Annotated in this window: 2 protein-coding genes; both read left to right on the plus strand. The window is 40.8% G+C overall.

Annotated features, from left to right (window positions below):
- Positions 1–132 precede the first annotated feature (132 nt).
- Entirely contained in the window at positions 133–507 is a 375-nt protein-coding gene (locus tag V7127_RS25360; protein WP_335344863.1) for an NADH-quinone oxidoreductase subunit A, read from the plus strand.
- Complete coding sequence (locus tag V7127_RS25365) at positions 498–1010, plus strand: NuoB/complex I 20 kDa subunit family protein (RefSeq protein ID WP_335353629.1); 513 nt, start codon at positions 498–500, stop codon at positions 1008–1010. Before V7127_RS25360 ends, V7127_RS25365 begins: the two co-directional genes overlap by 10 nt.
- Positions 1011–1112 lie beyond the last annotated feature (102 nt).

Genomic DNA, 1112 nt, shown 5'->3' on the forward strand with positions numbered 1-1112 from the left:
AAAGCTTTGTTCTGTGGGTCGAGAGAATTTCCAGTAAAATAGCTGGGTTTATCGACACAAATTGGTAAGAGTGCTATAATGATTACGGTTACAACTGGGTAGAGAAAATTCATAATATTGGGGGGGATGGACATGGAGATGCTAAATTTATATCAAAATAACTATTTGATAGTGTTTGTGTTCCTATGTCTTGGAATTTTGTTACCTGTGGTAGCTTTGTTTTTAGGGAAGCTGCTGCGGCCTTATAAGCCGCATGAGACGAAGTATACCACGTACGAGAGCGGGATTGAGCCATTCCATGATTCATGGGTGCAGTTTAATATTCGCTATTATGTTTTTGCACTTATGTTTGTTATTTTTGATGTAGAAACGGTATTTCTATATCCGTGGGCAGTTGCTTATGAAAAACTCGGAATCTTTGCATTAATAGAAATGTTGATTTTCGTATTTATGCTTGTCATCGGTCTGATTTATGCATGGAAGAAGAAGGTGTTAAAATGGACTTAAAATTGGAAAATATCTCACCTGAAGAAATGAAAGAATTAGAGCGTAATGTATTTATGGCAACTTTGGAACAAATAAAAGCTTGGGCGCGGAGTAACTCATTATATCCAATGACCTTCGGGCTTGCTTGTTGTGCCATTGAAATGATGGGTGTCGGTGGTGCTCACTACGATTTAGACCGTTTTGGTTCGTTTTTCCGGACATCCCCTCGTCAATCAGATGTCATGATTGTTTCAGGAACCGTTACGAAAAAAATGGCGCCAATTGTTCGCCGACTGTATGATCAAATGCCAGAGCCGAAGTGGGTTATTGCAATGGGTTCCTGTGCAACAGCAGGAGGACCATATGTGAAATCCTACGCCGTTGTGAAGGGTGTCGACCAAATTGTTCCTGTTGATGTTTACATACCAGGATGTCCCCCAAATCCGGCAGCATTAATATATGGAATAAATAAATTAAAGGAAAAAATCCGCTACGAGGCTAAAACTGGGAAGAAGGTGATCTAACCTATGAGCGGGGAAAAGGATCTTGAACAGTTAAAAAAGGAGGCTGCCGCGAAAGCGAAAGCCGCCGCACTAGCGAAAATGAAAGCAAAAGAAGAGGGCGAA

Source organism: Bacillus sp. JJ1773 (assembly GCF_036962035.1).
Lineage (GTDB): Bacteria > Bacillota > Bacilli > Bacillales > Cytobacillaceae > Cytobacillus.

Coding starts and splice junctions, on each gene's coding strand:
- V7127_RS25360 (WP_335344863.1), top strand. CDS start 133: ATGGAGATGCTAAATTTATATCAAAATAACTATTTGATAGTGTTTGTG.
- V7127_RS25365 (WP_335353629.1), top strand. CDS start 498: ATGGACTTAAAATTGGAAAATATCTCACCTGAAGAAATGAAAGAATTA.